The organism is Syntrophales bacterium (genome assembly GCA_035363115.1).
GTDB lineage: Bacteria > Desulfobacterota > Syntrophia > Syntrophales > PHBD01 > PHBD01.
On sequence record DAOSEM010000001.1, the window covers coordinates 620,743 to 636,793 of the forward strand.

18 protein-coding genes are annotated in these 16,051 nt (G+C 65.4%); 13 read left to right on the forward strand and 5 right to left on the reverse strand.

The features are described from left to right. Positions 1-9: 9 nt before the first annotated feature. The 5 genes from PLO63_02725 to PLO63_02745 all read right to left on the reverse strand — a co-directional run bounded on the left by PLO63_02725 (position 10) and on the right by PLO63_02745 (position 3,963). Positions 10-1,302 (reverse strand): cobalamin-dependent protein, encoded by a 1,293-nt coding sequence (locus tag PLO63_02725; protein HOI73040.1) that lies wholly within the window; start codon positions 1,300-1,302, stop codon positions 10-12. Positions 1,303-1,336: 34 nt separating this feature from the next. Continuing rightward, complete coding sequence (locus PLO63_02730; GenBank protein HOI73041.1) at positions 1,337-2,050, reverse strand: DUF3261 domain-containing protein; 714 nt, start codon at positions 2,048-2,050, stop codon at positions 1,337-1,339. Continuing rightward, the gene (locus PLO63_02735) at positions 2,047-2,715 is read right to left on the reverse strand and encodes an outer membrane lipoprotein carrier protein LolA (GenBank protein HOI73042.1); all 669 of its coding nucleotides are present in this window, start codon (positions 2,713-2,715) and stop codon (positions 2,047-2,049) included. Before PLO63_02735 ends, PLO63_02730 begins: the two co-directional genes overlap by 4 nt. 70 nt (positions 2,716-2,785) lie before the next feature. Beyond that, positions 2,786-3,514 (reverse strand): 3-oxoacyl-ACP reductase FabG, encoded by a 729-nt coding sequence (gene fabG / locus PLO63_02740; GenBank protein HOI73043.1) that lies wholly within the window; start codon positions 3,512-3,514, stop codon positions 2,786-2,788. Beyond that, positions 3,511-3,963, reverse strand: coding sequence for a hypothetical protein (locus tag PLO63_02745; GenBank protein ID HOI73044.1), 453 nt, complete (start codon positions 3,961-3,963; stop codon positions 3,511-3,513). The genes fabG and PLO63_02745 overlap by 4 nt, the downstream gene beginning before the upstream one ends. 235 nt (positions 3,964-4,198) lie before the next feature. Between PLO63_02745 and PLO63_02750 the strand changes: the two genes are divergently transcribed. The 13 genes from PLO63_02750 to PLO63_02810 all read left to right on the forward strand — a co-directional run bounded on the left by PLO63_02750 (position 4,199) and on the right by PLO63_02810 (position 16,050). After that, positions 4,199-5,545 carry an AMP-binding protein gene (locus PLO63_02750; GenBank protein ID HOI73045.1) on the forward strand — a complete coding sequence of 449 codons (1,347 nt, stop codon included), beginning with the start codon at positions 4,199-4,201 and terminating at the stop codon, positions 5,543-5,545. Continuing rightward, positions 5,532-6,452, forward strand: coding sequence for an ABC transporter ATP-binding protein (locus tag PLO63_02755; protein ID HOI73046.1), 921 nt, complete (start codon positions 5,532-5,534; stop codon positions 6,450-6,452). Before PLO63_02750 ends, PLO63_02755 begins: the two co-directional genes overlap by 14 nt. Beyond that, on the forward strand, positions 6,449-7,690 hold the full coding sequence (locus PLO63_02760) for an ABC transporter permease (protein ID HOI73047.1): 1,242 nt from the start codon (positions 6,449-6,451) through the stop codon (positions 7,688-7,690). The genes PLO63_02755 and PLO63_02760 overlap by 4 nt, the downstream gene beginning before the upstream one ends. Positions 7,691-7,773: 83 nt before the next feature. After that, positions 7,774-8,043 (forward strand): phosphopantetheine-binding protein, encoded by a 270-nt coding sequence (locus tag PLO63_02765; protein ID HOI73048.1) that lies wholly within the window; start codon positions 7,774-7,776, stop codon positions 8,041-8,043. Between the two features lie 4 nt (positions 8,044-8,047). Then, positions 8,048-9,211, forward strand: coding sequence for a beta-ketoacyl synthase N-terminal-like domain-containing protein (locus PLO63_02770; GenBank protein ID HOI73049.1), 1,164 nt, complete (start codon positions 8,048-8,050; stop codon positions 9,209-9,211). 2 nt (positions 9,212-9,213) lie between these two features. After that, the gene (locus tag PLO63_02775) at positions 9,214-10,089 is read left to right on the forward strand and encodes a hypothetical protein (protein HOI73050.1); all 876 of its coding nucleotides are present in this window, start codon (positions 9,214-9,216) and stop codon (positions 10,087-10,089) included. 182 nt (positions 10,090-10,271) lie between these two features. Beyond that, positions 10,272-11,621, forward strand: a complete 1,350-nt coding sequence (locus tag PLO63_02780; protein HOI73051.1) for a lipid biosynthesis B12-binding/radical SAM protein — start codon at positions 10,272-10,274, stop codon at positions 11,619-11,621. Continuing rightward, the gene (locus tag PLO63_02785; protein ID HOI73052.1) at positions 11,618-12,460 is read left to right on the forward strand and encodes a polysaccharide deacetylase family protein; all 843 of its coding nucleotides are present in this window, start codon (positions 11,618-11,620) and stop codon (positions 12,458-12,460) included. The genes PLO63_02780 and PLO63_02785 overlap by 4 nt, the downstream gene beginning before the upstream one ends. Positions 12,461-12,563: 103 nt before the next feature. Beyond that, positions 12,564-12,947, forward strand: coding sequence for a hypothetical protein (locus PLO63_02790; protein HOI73053.1), 384 nt, complete (start codon positions 12,564-12,566; stop codon positions 12,945-12,947). A gap of 29 nt (positions 12,948-12,976) precedes the next feature. After that, on the forward strand, positions 12,977-13,252 hold the full coding sequence (locus PLO63_02795; GenBank protein ID HOI73054.1) for a phosphopantetheine-binding protein: 276 nt from the start codon (positions 12,977-12,979) through the stop codon (positions 13,250-13,252). A 39-nt stretch (positions 13,253-13,291) separates the two neighbouring features. Further along, entirely contained in the window at positions 13,292-14,374 is a 1,083-nt protein-coding gene (locus tag PLO63_02800) for a radical SAM protein (GenBank protein ID HOI73055.1), read from the forward strand. A 39-nt stretch (positions 14,375-14,413) separates the two neighbouring features. After that, positions 14,414-15,049 (forward strand): hypothetical protein, encoded by a 636-nt coding sequence (locus PLO63_02805; protein HOI73056.1) that lies wholly within the window; start codon positions 14,414-14,416, stop codon positions 15,047-15,049. Between the two features lie 2 nt (positions 15,050-15,051). Further along, positions 15,052-16,050, forward strand: a complete 999-nt coding sequence (locus PLO63_02810) for a radical SAM protein (GenBank protein HOI73057.1) — start codon at positions 15,052-15,054, stop codon at positions 16,048-16,050. The last annotated feature ends 1 nt before the right edge of the window (position 16,051 follow it).

Genomic DNA, 16,051 nt, shown 5'->3' on the forward strand with positions numbered 1-16,051 from the left:
TTTCATCCGTCAACCCTTAGTTGCCCCCTCCTCCCCGGTGACCTCCCCGCGGCGGCCGAACCGGGATTCCATCAGGTCCCGCCTGCGCCGGCGGTATGTGCCGTCCCGGTGCTCCCTTTCGCTCACCTTTTTCAGGAGCTTGAACATCTTGTAGGTCTGGGGCTCGTCCCGGTAGAACGTGTCCCAGGCGAAGTGGAACAATTCCTGGAGCTTCTCCGGGGACATGTTCCGGGGCTGGAAGACGACCTTGTCGGCGGTGTAGTCGTTCCAGTCGTAGGACAGGATTCTCCCCTCCCGATGGAGGTCGTCGAAGGTCCGGGTATGGGGGAACGGCGTCAGGACGGTGAATTCCGCCAGGTCCAGCTCGATCTCCATCAGGAAGTCGATGAGCCGCCGGATGCTGTCTTCCGTGTGGTTGTCCAGGCCCAGGAGAATCGTTCCCTCGACGCCGATTCCGTGGTCATGGTAGCGGCGGATGCGGTTCCGGATCGTGTCCGAGGTGTCGAAGACGGCCTGGTAGACGTACCAGGCCCCCGCCTGGGCGGCCAGATCCAGGATCTCCGGGTCGTCCTCGATGGGGTGGCTGCACCAGTTCTTCTTGAGGGGGATCATGGCCCGGAAGAGGTCCTTTTCCCATTGGCTGTCCTGGGCAAGGGAGTTGTCCACCACGAACAGGCGGTTGTTGTCGATGCCGGCGATCTCCTCAACCACCCGGTCGATGGGCCGGGGCCGAAACTGCCGCCCTCCCAGGAAGGACACGCAGCAGGGGTAGCAGTTGAACCGGCAGCCCCGGGAGGCGTGGACCAGGTCCACCATCTGGACGCCCTTGTAATTGTAAAGGTCCCGTTTGAGGATGTCCCGCCGGGCCGGGCCGATCCACTCCGTCGGGGGTCGGTTGTCAAAGAAGTTATAGACTTTCTTCAGCTTTCCGGATTGGAAGTCCGAAATGACCGCTTCCATCCGGCCCTCCGCCTCGCCGAGGAAGACCGAATCGACATGCTCCGCCGCTTCCTCGGCGTGGAGCATGGTTCCGATCCCGCCGCAGAGGACGGGAATTCCCCGGCGGCGGTATTCGCCGGCGATCTCCCATCCCCGCTTCACCTGGCTGGTGAGCATCATCGAGATGCCGACCAGGTCGGCCCTCTCCTCCAGGTCGAGGGGCTCCACGTTTTCGTCGGTGAAGGAGACCTCGACACCCGGCGGCAGGGCCGCGGCGAAGACCACCGGTCCATGGGGCGGCAGGTGGAATTCCGTCTGTCCTTCCAGTTTTTTCCAGCGGGGGTAGATCAGTTTCAGTTTCATGAAGCGGATTCCTTAAACGGATCGGTTCGTTGCGTCAAGGGGTGTTCCCCTCTTCTTCTTCCGGGGCGGTCTCCGGCCGGCTCTCCAGTCGAACCGGCGTCCCGGTCAGGAGGGTCAGCGTGAGCCGGTAGGAGAAGGGGCCGTGGCCCGCCAGTTCCAGCGTCTTCGGCAGGCCGTGCTCGCTCAGGCCCGCTGCCGTGAGCGTCCGGGTCAGGGCTCCCTCCCTGTACAGGCGGACCTCCCACCGCTCGGGTCCCGCGAGGACCACGTCCGTGGCCGTGTCCGGATCGTTCCGGAAGCGGCAGGCGGGGCGGTTTCCCTCCTCCAGCCCCACGGTTTCCGGGAGGGCTCCCGGCGGGAACAGGCAGAAGGTCACGTCCCGGATCAGGGAGCGGGCGAAATCCCTGTTGGTGAACGGTGCGACGGCCCGCTCGATTTCCATGGTTTCCCCTTCGACCCGGGCGGTGAAGAGGACGAAGCCCTCGAGGGTCATGAGGGTGAGGCGAAGGGTTTTCGCCGCGGGATCCGCCACGGTGATCCCGATGGCGGAGGTCCCGCTCCCGTCTGGCAGAACCGCCTGAAGAGAGTGGATCAGCCGCGTCTCCTCCCGCAGGAACGGAAGCCGGCAATCCTGCCGGGTCCGCTCGATCTGGAGGCCCTCGCCGGGCCGGATGGGCGGGAGGGTGCTGCAGGAGGCCAGAAAGACCACCGCAACCGGGATAAGGACAAGGGGCACGAGCCGCTTCATGGGGCCGCCTCACCGGGATCCGTGAAAAGCCGCTCGGAAAGAGAAAGGTTGTGCTCCGTCCGGGTGAACTCCAGCATGGTCCAGGCGTCCTTTCCCTCGACGATTTTCACGCTCCGGATCGCGCCTTTCCTCTCCGGCGAAAAGGCGATCTCGATCCGGGCGATCAGGTTTACGAGGGTCGGGTCCTTCGGGACCAGGACGACCCGGGCGGGACGTCCCCCCTCGAGGCGGGCGGTGAACCGGGGATCGGTGTCGAAGCGCCCCTGCGTCCAGGCGGCGATCTCGTCCATCACCATCTGCATGCCCTGGAGCCGTTCGCCCGCCTCGGGAACCCAGCCCTTGTCTCCATAAACATAGCGCCTGGCACTGCCCCTGTGAATCAGAAGAACGCTCCGGACCGGTTTGGAGTACTCCCAGCGGACCGAGCCGGGGGCCTGGAAATAGAAGCGGCCCTCCGACACGAACGGCTTTGCCAGGATGGGCAGGTGCTTCTTCTGGACAAACCGGGCGCGGATCGACCGGACCTGTCCCGCTTCCCGGCGGATCGCGTCCCAGGAATCGGCCCAGCCGGCCAGGAGGAGCGCCAGGGCCATTGTGAGCAGCGGCACCGCGACGCGGAAGCGTCTTCCGTACCTTCCGGATTCCCGATATCTCTCGGTATTCACAGGCACCCCAAAATGGAGGGACACCTCCTCCGGCCGGCCGGTGCCGGACATGGAAGAAGTGTCCCGTGGATTAAAACATGCCGCCGTTGACCGAGATCACCTGGCCGGTGATGTACGAAGCGTCCGGGGAGCAGAGGAAGCGGACCACCTTCGCCACCTCCTCGGGGCGGCCGATGCGGTTCATGGGAATGATGTCCTTGATGCGGTCCACCGGGGCGTGGGCGATCATCTCCGTCTCGATCAGGCCGGGGGCGACCACGTTCACCCGGATGCCCAGGCGGGCCACCTCCGCGGACAGGGAGCGGCTGGCGGCAATGAGGCCCGACTTGGCGGCCGAGTAGTTTACCTGCCCGCGGTTGGGGACCAGGGCCGCCACCGAGGAAACGGACACGATGGACCCGGATCGGCTCCGGGCCATCTTCCGGAGGACCGGCTTGGTCATGTTGTAGAAGCCCTTCAGGGTCGTCTGCAGGACCCGGTCCCAGTCGTCCTCGGGCATCATCATGAACAGCCCGTCGGCGGTGACGCCGGCATTGTTCACCAGGACGTCGATCTTCTTGTGGCGGTTCAGGATTTCCTTCATGTGCCGGTCCGTGTCGTTGCTGTCGGCGACGTCGAAGCGAACCGTCTCGCCGTCTCCGCCCGCTTTCCGGATCGACTCCAGGGTTTCCGCCGCCGCCGCGTCGTTGGACCGGTAATTCACGATTATGTAATAGCCCGACCGGGCCAGCTCCATGGATACGGCCCGGCCGATTCCCCGGCTCCCGCCTGTTACGATGGCCACCGCGGCATCGCTCATGATTCCTTCTTTCCCTCCCCGTTTCCTTCTTCGCCGAAGACCTGGATCTGCACGCGGGCGAGGGTTTCCCCGCCGGTCTCCGCGATTCCCTCGAACACGCTGTAGCCTTCGATGCTGTACAGCAGACGGACCCGCGTCTGTACGACCGACCGAAGCGGCACTTTCTCGACCAGGAAGTCGGCGCTCTTGATGCCGACGATCCACCCCAGGGAGGCGCTCTTCTTCCCCTGGCGCTTCCGCCGGGCGCCGATGCAGACCGCCGCCGACTGGGCTGTCAGCTCGATCAGGATGACCGGATCCACCCCGTCGGGACCGGCCGTTGGCCAGGAGGAGGCGGCCAGGGAGCGCGTGACGGCCGTCTGGTCGTCCAGGTCCACGATCTCGTCGATCAGCCGGAGACGGTCCCGGTGCGGAATCAGGTCCTCGATCTTCAGGTTTGTCGTTTTCATGGGTCTTGTTCCGAATGGCCGGGTCGACTGCGGCTCCTGTTAAAGGAGATAATTCCCGGGAAGTCAAGCGGAATCCGTTCCGCCGAGCCCCGCGTGACGGACCGGATCGCTGCGGGCCGGTTCTTGATCTGGAAATTCATTGACTCCCCCCCGCAGTTTTGGGTAAGAGGAGCCGTTTCATGCCAAATCCAACCCGGGAGTCTGGATCATCGCGAATCTTTTCTCAAATAGGCGTTTGGAAAGCCGCCTTCGGCAGCGTTCCGGAGAAGAAGACCTGTTTCTGCCGCAGGGTGAACCGGGAAGCCTGTTCGCCCTGGCCCGGGGAATCAGGAACAGCCTTCCGCCGGGCGCCGGGCCGGGAGATGTCCTCTGCCTCGCCACGGAGAGCCGCCGGCTGACCGCGGCCGCCATCGTGGCCTCCCTGACCGGCGGTCCCCGGCTGATCCTTCCCCACGCCCTCTCCGCGGCGGTGATCCGGGAGATCCATGGATGCCGCCCCCTGCTGGCGGTCCTGGCGGACGAGGTCCTGGACGTCCCAGCGGGAGTGCCCCTCCTGCGCGACGTGAAGGACGCGCCGGCGGAGACCGCCGTCCTGGCTCGGGATGCCGACGAGCCCTTCCTCCATCTTTTTACTGGCGGGTCCACCGGCAGTCCCCGTCTCTGGAGCAAGACACCGTCCAACCTGTTCGGCGAGGCCTTCTATCTGGCGGAGCAGTTCGGCATCGAGGGAACGGACCGGATCCTTGCCACCGTTCCCCCCGTTCACATCTACGGGCTCCTCTTCTCGATCCTGCTTCCCCTGGTGACGGGAGCCCGGGTCGTGGACGCCATGCCGTCTTTCCCCGGCGAGATCGCCGGGGCGCTCCGGGAGTCCGGGGCGACCGTCCTGGTGAGCGTCCCCGTTCACTACCGTGTCCTCCGGACGGCTCCCCTCGACGGCCATACCCTGCGCTGCGCCTTCTCGTCGGCGGGCATGCTCGAGGCATCCGACAGCCTGCAGTTCCACGATGAGTCGGGGGTCGGCATCACGGAGGTCTACGGATCCACGGAGACGGGGGGTATTGCCCTCCGGAACCGCTTCACCGACGGGCCCTGCTGGCATTCCTTCGGGGTTGTGGACTGGAAGATCGAGGGCGAGCTCCTGCATGTCCGTTCCCCTTTCCTGTCTCCGGAAATGGAGCGGGACGCCGACGGTTTCGCCGCCACCGGGGACCGGGTCGAGGCCGCCGGGGTGTCGTCCTTCGACCTGCTGGGACGGATGGACGGGATCGTCAAGGTGGGCGGAAAACGGGTCGATCTGCGGGAAGTCCTGGAAAAGCTCAAGGGCCTGGAGGGGGTCTCCGACGCCTACGTGACGGCCCTCCCCGTCGGAACGGGACGGCAGCAGGAAGTGGCGGCCCTCGTTGTAACGGAGCACGCAGACGACTCCCTGAAGGGCGCCCTGGAGGCGATCCTGGAGCCCCCCGCCAGGCCGAGGCTGCTGCGGACCGTTCGCCGGATCCCCGTCCTGGCCACGGGAAAGCCCGATCGCGCCCGCATCGAGGAAATCCTCCGCCACGGCGAGCCCGATGATCGTCCTTGAGAGCCTTTCGAAATCCTACGGTCCGCAAAAGGCGCTGGACAATCTGAGCCTTACCTTCCACGAAGGGGCCGTAACGGGTCTCCTCGGGCCGAACGGAGCCGGCAAGACGACACTGCTCTCCATCCTGCTGGGGATTCTCGCAAAGGACCGCGGACGGGTCGTCGTGGGCGGGTACGATCTCGACGAGAGGCTGGAGGACGTTCGCCGGATTTCCTGCCTCGTGCCCCAGAACCTGGCCTTCTATTCCGCTCTAACGGCCCGGGAGAACCTCTCCTTTTTCGGATCTCTCTGCGGCCTCTCCGGGAAGGCACTCGCGGAGCGCATGGAGGCCGCCGTCGCCGCCGCGAGCCTGGAGTCCTTTCTCGACAAGCCGGCGGAGACCTATTCCGGAGGAATGAAACGGCGGCTGAATCTGGCCATCGGGCTCCTGGCCCGGCCCCGGGTCCTGTACCTGGACGAGCCGACCGTCGGGGTGGATGCCCAGTCCCGGACCTGGATCCTCGAGACGATCCGGCGGATCAACCGGGAAGAGGGCGTGACGGTGGTCTACGCGTCCCATTACATGGATGAGGTCGAGCAGGTGGCCGACGATCTCGTGATCCTGGACGAGGGGCGGGTCGTCCTGGCGGGTGGCCGCGACAGGGTCCTGGCGGAGGCGGATGCCCTGGTCATGGAGGTGGCGGGGATGGATTCCGTCCTCCTGGAGCGCATCGAAAAGATCGACGGACTCACCGTGAAAGGATCGGCCGTGATCCTGGAAGCCGGCCCGGGGCTGGCCGCCTCCCTGAAACGGGTCCTGATGGCCCTGGAGGGGACGGAGGCCCGGATCGCCGGGATGAAGGGCGGCAGCCGCACCCTGGAAGACCTGTTCCTGAGGCTCACCTCGCGGGCGCTGAGGGACGAATGAACCGGATTGTCGCCATCCTTCGGAAGGAATTCCTCATTCTCGGCCGCGACCGCGTGTCGCTGCTGGTTCTGTTCTTTCTGCCCGCCGTCTTCATCCTCATCATGTCCCTGGCGATGGGGGAGCTCTTTTCCGCCCATTCCCGGGTGCGGATCCCCGTGCTGGTCGTCAACGGGGACGAGGGGACGCGGGGCAGCGCCGTGGTGGAGATCCTGAGGCAGGCCGGGCCCTTCGAGATCCGGACGGGCGCCGTCGGGACGGATCCGGAAGAGGTGAAACGTCTTCTGAAGTCGGGGGACGTCCGGTTTGCCTGCCTCATCCGCAAGGATTTTTCCGCCACCGTCTCCGCCCGGGAAGGGGAGGAGGCGTCCGGCTCGATCCACGTGATCATGGATCCGACGATTCACCGGCAGGCTCAGGAGCTCTTTCGCATGGCCGTGCTGGGGGCCGCCGGCAAGGCCCGCCTTGCCGCGTTCCTGGACGGAATTGGTCCGCTCCTGGACGTGGCCGGGGTGGATGGGGCGGCCCTGGACGCCCGCATGGCGGCGGCCGGGGATCCGGCCGTGGCGATCTCCTATGTCGCCGGGGACGGGACGAAGGGCCAGGTGCCGAACGCCGTCCAGCAGAGCGTGCCCTCCTGGATCGTCTTCGCCGTTTTCTTCATCGTGCTGCCCATCGGGAACGCCTTCATCGGCGAGCGGAACCAGGGCACCTTTTCCCGCCTCGCCGGGATGAACGTTTCGCTCGGGCTGCTCCTCATGGGAAAGACGGTTCCCTATTTCCTGGTGAACCAGATCCAGGTGGCGGCCATGCTGGCCGTCGGGGTCTGGGTCGTTCCCCTCCTGGGCGGTTCCGCCCTGACCCTGGGGAATTCTCCGGCGGGACTGGCCCTGCTGTCGGCAAGCCTCAGCCTGTGTGCCATCGCCATGGCCCTCCTGGTCGCCGCTCTCAGCCGGACCCCGGAGCAGTCCAGCACGGTCGGGGGGATTCTGAACCTGCTCCTGGGGGCCATGGGCGGCGTCATGGTTCCCGTCTTCGTGATGCCCCCCGTTCTTCAGACGCTGTCGAGCCTGTCCCCCATGTCCTGGGGCCTCCAGGGCTACCTGGACCTCTTCCTCCGCGACGGGGGGGTACGGGACGTGCTGCCCGAGGCGGCGCTCCTTATGACCGGCGCGGCGATGCTCCTGGGGGCGGCCTTTGCCGTTCTCCGGAGTCAGGCCCGGCAGGGCGGGGTCGCGTGAACAGGGATGCGGCGGGATCGGCATGCTCCGGCCGCGGCATGGTAACGGCAACCAAATACTATGGATACAGAAGGAATGTGTGAATGAAAGGATCCCTGGACGAGACCTTCAAGCGGGAACTCAAGGAACTGATCATCGAGGAGTGCGACCTGGCGGACCGCTTCCGACCCGGGGACATCCGGGACGACGAGCCCCTCTTCGGGCGGGATTCCCGCATCGGCCTGGATTCCATCGACGCCCTGCAGATCTCCATCGCCGTACAGCGGTACAACGTCAACATCACCGACAGCAAGGTCATGCGGCGCGTCATGACCTCCATCAACGCCTTTGCCGATTACCTCCGGCCGGAGTAGATCCGTGGAAAAAAGGGCTTGCATCCGGGGAGGCGCCCTGTCGTGCCCCCTTGGGACCGAGATGGACACCGTCATCGGTGCCGTTCGCGGCAGGCGTACGCCCCTGGAGACGCTGCCCCTGGACCTGGCGGGCCTCCCCTATGGACGCCCCTACTACCGGCTTCCCTTCCGGGACGGACGGCGCGACGCCGATGTGGAGCGCTTCTTCTATGACGTTCTCTTCGATACGGTCGCCCGGGCCGTTGCCGGCGCCGGCTGGACGGCCCGGGATCTGGAGGGGGCGGCGTTCCTCTTCGGGTCCACCTCCATCGACATCCCCATCTACGAGGCCGCCTATGCCCGCTCGGAGGAGAACGGGATCCATTTCTTCGTCCACGCGTCCCTCGGCTACGGTTCCATCGCCCGCGCCGCCGCGGACCGGTTCGGCATCGGCGGACCCTGCACGACCTTCACCACGGCCTGCACCTCCTCGGCCAATGCCGTCCTGTACGGGGCCGGCCTGATCGAGACGGGCGTCGTCGACCGGGCCGTGGCGGTCGGGTACGACCTCTACAACGCCACGGGCTTTTACGGCTTCGAGTCGCTTCGCCTCATGGCGCCGGAGCGCTACCGGCCCTTCGATGTGGACCGGGACGGGATCATCATGGGGGAGGGGTGCGGCGTCGTTCTCCTGGAGCGGGGCGGACCGGGGGACGACGGGTTCGTTTTCCGCGGCGGCGCCAACCGGTGCGATCCCTTCAACGTGACGACCCACGAGGAGAACGGGGCGGTGATCGCCGCCACCATGAGGCAGGCCCTCGCCGACGCAGGCGTGGGGGCGGATGGAATCGACGCCGTCAAGGCCCACGCCACGGGAAGCGACCTCAACGACCGGACGGAGTGCGCGGGCATGCGGGCCGTCTTCGGCGACCGCCTGCCCCCCGTAACGGCCGTGAAGCCCTACGTGGGCCATACCGTCGGCGCCTCCGGGGCGATCGAGCTCCTGCTGGTCACCGAGTCCCTGCGGCGGGGCTTTCTGCCCGCCGTGCCGGGATTCGAAAAGGAGGACCCGGATCTGGGCGTCAGCCCCCTGCGGGAGCCCCTGCCGATGGGAAAAGGGACGGTCATGCTCAACTTTTTCGGGTTCGGCGGCAACTGCACGTCCCTGATCGTTTCGTCGGGAGGGTGATCATGTACATCCATGGCGCCTCGGCCTTCATCACAGAACCGGGAACCCCGCCGCAGGTCCTCAAGGAGGAGCTGGCCCGGGTATCCAAGGCATATTTCCGCCGGGTCAACCGCTACATCCTCCTGTCCCTCATCGGGGCCCACCGCTGCGTCGCGGGCCGGGCCGTACCGGCGGACACGGCGGTATACCTGACGACAGAGCGGGGAAACCTGGGCGAGACGGAGTCGGTGCTGCGGCAGATCTTCCGCCAGCACTCCCTGCCCATGCCCTACAACTTCATCAACACCATGTCGAACACGGCGTCTTTCTATATCGCCCAGGGGCTGGGCGCCGCGGGCCCGAACCTCTCGATCTCGGACCGCCTCCTGTCTTTCGAGCGGGGAATCTCCCTGATGACGGTGGATTTCCTCCGGGGCAGGGTCCGGAGCGCCCTCCTCGGCGGGGTGGACGAGGCCAATCCCTCGACGGTCCACTTCGAGCGGACTTACGGGATCCCCGCCGGGTCGGTCCGGGGCGTCGAGGGGAGCGCCTGGCTCTGGGTGACCGACGAGCCGGAAGGAGCCCTGGGCCGGATCCTGGGGACCGGATCAGTCCGGGACGCCGGAGCAGGCGCGGCCTGGCTGAAGGAGAGGACCGGCAGGTCTCCCGTCATCGGCTATGGCCTCTCCGTGCCCGCGGCGGACCGGGAGGCCTGGATCCGTGCCGTCGGGGCGGTGGACGAGTTCGACTATCTTTCCGCGCACGGCTGGTTCGATTCCGCCACGGCCCTGGGGATCAGCCGGTTCGTCCAGGAGTGTCCGGGCCGCCTCCTCCTTCACGTGACCTGCGACCGCCCGGGCCGCTACACCCTGGCGGCCGTGGAGACCGCCGGGAGATAGACCCGGGCGGTGGCCCCTGCCGCTTGCGAAAGGCCGGCCGCATTTCCTGCCATGGGTCGGGTTGCCGGCCCTCGCTGCTCCGGAACAAGGCGGGTTTTCCGTTTGCCAAGGGGCTGCCAAACCAGTATGATCCCGAAGCATTTCCATGGAGTTAACCAATTCGAAGAGACAGGTGCCGGTCCGTGAAAGTCCTGCTCGTTTCCCTCAACCGCCTGACAGCGCCCTACCCGGTATATCCCCTGGGGCTGGACTACGTGGCGGGGTCTATCCGCGACCGCCATCCGGTCCGCATCGTCGATCTGGCCGTCCCGGGGTCGCCGGAGGGGCTGGCCGGCGAGATCCGAAGCATGGCTCCGGACCTGGTCGGCCTGTCGATCCGCAACATCGACAACACGGATGCCTCCAATCCCCGGGATTTTATCGAGGAGTACCGGGAGGTTGTCGCAAGGATCCGCTCCGTTTTCTCAGGCCTCCTCGTTCTCGGGGGAAGCGGTTTCACGATTTTCCCGGAAGCGCTGATGTCCCGGCTCGGGGCGGATTACGGAATCGTCGGCGAGGGCGAGCGCCTTCGCCTGCTCCTGGACACCCTGGAAGACGGCGGGGATCCATCGGGACTGCCCGGCGTCGTCACGAAAGGCGGCGGTGCCCCGGCGCCGGTTCCCTGGGACGGTTCCCCGGTCCGGCATGTTGAGGAATCCGCCTGCCATGTCGCGACGTATCTCGACCGCGGGGGGATGATGAACCTGGAGACGAAGCGGGGCTGTCCGCATCAATGCCTGTACTGCACCTATCCCCACATCGACGGCGGAATCCTCCGCCGGCGGGACCCGGAAGAAGTGGCGAGAGAGGCGCGGATGCTCCAGGAGCGGGGAGCCCGTTTTCTCTTCCTGACCGACTCCACCTTCAACACGGACCTGTCCCATTCCCTGGAGGTGGCCCGCGCGTTCCGAAAGGCCGGCCTGTCCGTCCCCTGGACGGCATTTTTCGCCCCCTTCCGGGTGCCGCCGGATTATTGGCAGGAGCTGAAAGAAGCGGGGCTCAGCCACGTCGAGTTCGGCACCGAGGCCCTCTCGGACCGGATGCTCGCCTCGTACCGGAAACCCTTCCGGACCGCCGATGTCTTCCAGTGCCATGAGGCGGCCGTGGAGGCCGGTCTTCACGTGGCCCACTATCTCCTCCTGGGCGGTCCCGGCGAGGATGCCGAGACCCTGGCGGAGACCCTGGACCGGGCCGAGGAACTGCGCAGGGCCGTGTTTTTCCTGTTCCCGGGGATCCGGATCTACCCCCACACGGGGCTGTATGAGGTTGCCCTTCGCGAGGGGCGCCTGCAGGCCTCGGATGACCTCCTGAAGCCCCGTTTTTATATCTCCGGAGCCTTCGGGGAAGGGGAGCTGGAGCAGCGCGTGAGAAGCCGTGCCGCCGGGAGGGGCCACTGGGTCGTGGGGGCCGGCGGAGACGAGACGGCCTCTGTCGTCACCCGCCTCCACCGGCGCGGGTGGAAAGGACCGCTCTGGGAGCACCTGATCCAATGAAGAACGCGCCTTCGCCCTGGTCGCCGGCCCACCGGACGGGAGCCGCCTCGCTGCTGCTGGCGGTGGGGGCGGGGGCCGTGCAGCCCTGGTGGGCGATCGCTCCCCTCGCGCTTTTTCTTCTCCTCTGCGGCGTCCTTCCGTTCTTTCCCCGGTCAACGTTCTTTCTGCCTGTCATAAGTTCAGGAGATCCCGGAAAGAATGCCGTCTCGCTCACATTCGACGACGGACCGGATCCCCTGGTCACCCCCCGTCTCCTGGAGATCCTGGCCGCGGCAGGTGTCCCGGCGGCCTTCTTTGTGACGGGGGAGCGGGCGGCCCGCCACCCGGAGTTGATCCGGACGATCATCGAGGCGGGACACGAAGTGGGGAACCATTCGTGGCACCACGATCCCCTGCTCATGCTCCGCCCGGTGTCCGTCCTGAGGCGCGAAGTCGAGGAGACCCAGCGGATCCTCGCGGAGGCGGGAATCCACCCGCGGGTGTTCCGTCCGCCCGTCGGCATCACGAACCCGAGGCTTCCCGCTGTCCTTCGCGGATCGGGCATGATCTGCGTCACCTTCAGCCGCCGGGGCGCCGACTGGGGAAACCGCCGCGTTCCGGGACTGGCGCGGCGCCTTCTGCGGCGCGTCCGGCCCGGCGACATCCTGCTTCTGCACGATGTCTCGCCTCCCGAGCCCGGAGGGGCCGACCAATGGCTTGCCGAGGTCGCCGAACTCCTTCGGGGGCTTCGGGAGCGGTCCCTCGGGATCGCTTTACTATCCGATCTGATTGGACAATCTGTCATGGAACGGGCCGTCCGTCCGGGGAAAAAAGGTTTTGCTCCCCCGGGGCAAGAGTGATATAGAATCACGCTTTCATCGGCTTCCCTTGACAGGGTTTGGGCAGGGAATCATATTCATCATTCTCTTCAGGTTCCGGGACGTCCATTGCAGTTGGGGGAACATGACCGAATACTGGCAGGACCTGAAGCTGGAAGGGAAAGACGCATCCGGAAGGCTTGTTGCCGAGGCCCGGTTCGCCCCGGATTCACTCTGGTTTTCCGGTCACTTTCCCGGGCATCCCATTGTCCCGGGTGTGGCGCTGCTGTACCTGGTGGCGGAGGTTCTCCGCCGGGGCGAGGCCGGAGGAGAGCGGATGATCATGAAATCCATCCGGAGGGTTCGTTTTCGCCAGCCGGCTTATCCGGGTGACAGCCTGACCGTCATCATTTCCCCTGAAGAGGGGGGAGCGGAAGGCACATACCTGTTCCGCCTTCTCTCGGAGGGGGAAACGGTCTGCAGCGGATCCATCGGGACGCGCCGCGTCCGGGGCGGGAATGGCTGCTGAGAATACCGAATCGTCGAGGAGGAAGATTCATGTCTGACGTCAAGGACATCGAACAGCATATTCTACGCATCGCCCAGATCGTCATCGACGAGTTGAGGCTGGAAGACGTCACGAAGGAGACCTTCGATCCCGACCTGGATCTTGTGGATGAACTGGGGATCGACAGCATGGACCTGGCGACCGTGGCACTCGTCCTTCAGGACGAATACGGTGTGAGCATTGATGAAGACGATTATCCCAAGCTGAAAACCCTTCGGCTGATTGCGGAATATCTTCTGGCCAGGCTTCAGGAAAAGGCCGCCTGATGCCGGCGATGGGCAACGATTCCGGTAATGGAGGAGCCGTTGACGAATCGAACCGCCCCGGCGGAAAAAACGGAAGGAAAATGGAAGTTCGGCGATCTTCTTCGTGACGCGCAGGTCCGGGACCGGTGGGAGAAGGTCCGGAAGTACTTCTTCCTGCGGGAATCGACCTATGACATGACCAACCGCTGCAACATCCGGTGCGACGGCTGCTACTATTACGAAGGGGAAAAGCAGTTTGCCCCGGAAAACCGGGATCCCGGCGCCTGGCGGGAACGGATGCACAAGGAGAAGGAGCGGGGAATCACGTACGTGGTCCTGGCCGGAGCCGAACCCTCCCTGGTTCCCGAGCTTCTCGAAACCTGCTTCGAGGTCATGCCCCTGGGCAGCATTGCCACCAACGGATTCCGGCTCATCCCCCCCGCGATCGGCTACAAAATCCACATCTCCGTCTGGGGAAACGACGAGACGAGCCGGCGGGTCCGCAACGCCGCCAACCTCCTGGAGCGGCAGCTCGACAACTACGACGGGGATCCCCGGGCGGTCTTCGTTTATACCTTCACGAAACAGAATATCCGGGAAATCGGCGAAGTGGCGGAACGGATCGCCGGCCGGAACGGGAAGCTTACTTTCAACGTCTTTTCCGCTCCCGTCGGTTACGAGGGTCCCCTCCGGCATGACCGCGCCTCCCTGGAGGAAACACGCCGGGCGATGCTGGAGATCCTGGCGCGCCACCCGGCATCCGTTCTGTTTTCGAATTACAGTGCCATGGCCCATACGCACGGGCTGGGGCTGCACGCCCTGTACGGCTGCTCCTATCCCCGCCGGAACGCCTCCACGGACATCGGCCTCGGGCGCTCCTTCCGGCAGTACCGGGCCGATCTGACCTGGGACCGGAGCGTGGCCTGCTGCGTTCCCGACACGGACTGCGACGACTGCCGCCACTATGCAGCAGGCAGCGCCGTGGTGACGGCCCGCCTGTTCCGCCATGCCTCCGACCCCGATACGTTCCGCTCCTGGCTGGATTACGTGGACACGTACCTGGCGGTGTGGGTCATGGGTTACGAGAAAGGGGAGAATCTCTGCGACCGCCTGGTGGACCCGCCGGGATTTTCCATGAAATAGAGACCCCGGGAAAACCGGGACCGAGAGAAAGGATGGACCATGAAACCGAATTCCATGAAGACCTGGAAAGCCGGAGCCGCTCTTTTCGTTGCGATTCTGTTTCTCGCCGGATGCGGGGCCGCCGGGGGCGTCAAGGTCGCCGTCCAGCAGGATAAATACAGCCCCGGATTCCGTGCCTCCGACGCGGGGCGGCTCAAGAGCAAGCGGATCGCCCTGGCCTCCTTCATCAACCGGGCGGAAAACACGAAGACCTGGAACTTCTACAGCCCCGACAAGAAACGGGTCTACGAGACCTCGACGCCCCTGGAGTCGTTCTTCTGGGAGTGCTACAGCAAGGCCTTCCGGCATGCCGGCGCCCGGATCGTGGACTACCAGGCGGGTGCCTACCACGGCCCCGGTCCCTGGTGGTGGGGCGGGCCCCAGCCGGCAGGCGTCACCGCTCCGAAGGGCGTTCCCGAGGTCCAACTGGTTCTGACCTCCGTCACGGACCAGGAGGTGCGATTCCAGGTCTACGTCTTCCGGGACGGCGTCGAGAAATTGCGGAAGGACTATGTGGCGACGATGTCGCCGGCGGCGTCACAGGACGTGAAGGACCTGGAGAAGCGGGCCTATGAACTGGTCGACCAGACCTTCACGACCCTGGTCCGGGATCGTGATTTTCAGAGGGCCCTGTAGGCATGCAGACCGTCAGCTCCCTCCTCGACAGTGACTGGTACGAGCGATACCGGCGGATTTCACATCTGAACATCCGGAGCTCTATTTATGATGTGACAAACCGGTGCAACCTGCGCTGCAAGGGGTGTTTTTTCTTTTCTTCCGGGGAACACGAGGCGGCAAAGGACGAGGAAGATATCCATCGATGGGAGTCTTTCATCGACCGGGAGAAGGCCCGGGGCGTGAACATGGCCATCCTGATCGGCGGCGAGCCGACCCTCTTCCTGGACCGGGTGGAGGCTTTCTATCGGCGGCTCCCGACCTACTGTGCCACCAACGGCCTGATCCGCGTGCCCCGGGACCGCTTCCCCGGAATGCTGGTGGGAATCTCCCTCTGGGGGGACGAAGAGGACGAGAAGGCCCTCCGGGGGCGGGACGTCTTCAGCATATCGCGCAAAAATTACGAGGGGGACAGCCACACCTATTACCTGTACACGATCACCCCGAAACAGATCGGCAGGACGGAGACGATCATCCGGAAGATCGCCGACGCGGGGCTGAAGGTACACATGCAGCTCCTCACCAACGACGAGCAGGTGGAGGGCTTCCACTGGACCCCGGAGGCCCTGCGGGACGTCCGGGCGGAGATGGACGCGATGCTGGACCGGTATCCCCGGACGGTCATTTCCTGCCGGTACTATCACGAGATCATCTGTACGGGAAAGATGATGGGCCGCCCCTTCGGATGGGGCGAGTGCCCCTCCGTGACGGAGCCCCTGGACAACCGGGATCCGAAGCCCAAACGGCTCATCCGTTTCATCCGCTGGGCCGCGGATCTCCAGACGATGCACCGCTGCTGTACCAGCGCCACCCGGGATTGCTCCATCTGCAAGGACGGGGCAGCCCACATGAGCTGGGTCATGGTGAACAAGCGCGAGCACCTGCGCTCGGCCGGGGATCTGAAGAACTGGATCGAGGTGTACGAGATGTTCGCCAAGCTCTACGGATTCATCCCCTGGTAAC